The 1,550-nt window shown below is 66.6% G+C and carries 2 protein-coding genes; both read right to left on the bottom strand.

Translation table 11 applies throughout. The features are described from left to right. Window positions 1-186 (bottom strand): CoA transferase (locus ACXJKL_RS20860; RefSeq protein ID WP_457208907.1); only part of this gene is annotated, 186 nt, incomplete at its 3' end. A gap of 227 nt (window positions 187-413) precedes the next feature. Beyond that, on the bottom strand, window positions 414-1,550 hold a 1,137-nt coding region (locus ACXJKL_RS20855), incomplete at its 5' end, for an aldehyde dehydrogenase family protein (protein ID WP_457208906.1).

Raw genomic sequence — 1,550 nt, 5'->3', positions numbered from 1 at the left:
GGACGAGCCCTTCGTGATGTTGTCGAGGCCGAGCACCTTCCCGAGTCCGCGCTGGGCGTCGCCCTTCTCGGCGTGCTCGATCTTGATGACGTCGGCACCCCACTCGGCCAGGACAGCGCCGGCAGCGGGAACGAACGTGAACTGCGCGACCTCGAGGACGCGGAAACCTTCCATGGGGCGGACCACGGCAACACTCCTTCAGTAGGGCGCTACCGGGCGTACGACCGGGCGCCGAATGCGACGAAGGCAACGTAACCCGTCAACCGACATCAAAGGAAGAGAAGAGGCTAATTCTCTTACTGTTTGACAGATTTCGTCCCATCGGGGGACATGCCATGCCCTCGAGGGGACCGCGACGAGTGCCGTCGCGGCCCCCTCGAGGGCGTTCCACGAGAGCTGGGAGCCGGGCTGCGTCAGCGCGCCCGAGCATCACCCGGAGTGAAGTCCTCCGGAACGCCGATCGTCTTCGACTCCATGTACTCAGCCAGGCCCTCGTCGCCGTTGCGGCGACCGAGTCCGGACTGCTTGGTGCCACCGAACGGACTGGTGAGACCGAAGAAGCCGCCGCCGTTGACTGTCACACTGCCGGTGTTGAGCCGGCTGGCGATGTCGAACGCCGTCTGCGGGTCACCAGCGGTGACCTGGCCCGACAGCCCGTAGATGCTGTCGTTCGCGATCGCGATCGCATCCTCGATGTCGTCGTACGGGGTGACGGCGAGGACGGGACCGAAGACCTCGTTCTGGAACAGGTCGGTGCCGGGCTTGACGTCGGCGAAGAGCGTCGGCTTGGTGTACCAGCCGGTCTCCAGACCGTCGGGGCGACCGAGGCCACCGGCGATGAGGCGAGCGCCGTCGGAGATGGCCTGGGAGATCATGCCCTGGACCTTGTTCCACTGGACACCGGCCACCTGCGGTCCCTGGAGGTGGCCCGGGTTCCACGGGTCGCCCATCGGGAACGACTCGAACGCAGCCTTGAGGATGGCGAGGCCCTCCTCGTAGCGGCTGCGGGGCAGCAGGATGCGGCTCGGAAGCACGCAGCTCTGGCCCGACATCACGCAGGCGATCATGGCGGCGCCGGGCAGGGCGGTCGCGAAGTCAGCGTCCTCGGTCAGGATGTGTGCGGACTTGCCGCCGAGCTCCATCACGGTCTTCTTCACCGTGGGAGCGGCCGAGGCCAGGATCCGACGGCCGGTCTCGGTGGAGCCGGTGAAGGAGATCATGTCGACGCGCGGGTCGCGGGTCAGGACCGCACCGACCTCGTTGTCGTTGGAGGAGACGACCTGGAAGATGCCGGCGGGGATGTCGGTCTCCTCCAGGATGATCCGGCCATAGGTGGTGCCGGAGTACGGCGTGAGCTGCGCCGGCTTCAGGATCACGGCGTTGCCGGCCATCAGCGCCGGAATGGTCTCGGCGATGTTCAGGTAGAGCGGGGTGTTCCACGGGGTGATCGAACCCACCACGCCGATCGGGGACCACTGGGTCATGCGACGCGAACGCATGCCGTAGCCCTCGTGGATCCCGGTGTCCTCGAGGTAGTTCCAGTTCAGACC

The organism is Nocardioides sp. P5_C9_2, from assembly GCF_054049555.1.
Note: the sequence above shows the minus strand (reverse complement) of the source record. Positions and strands in the feature narration are given on the sequence as shown.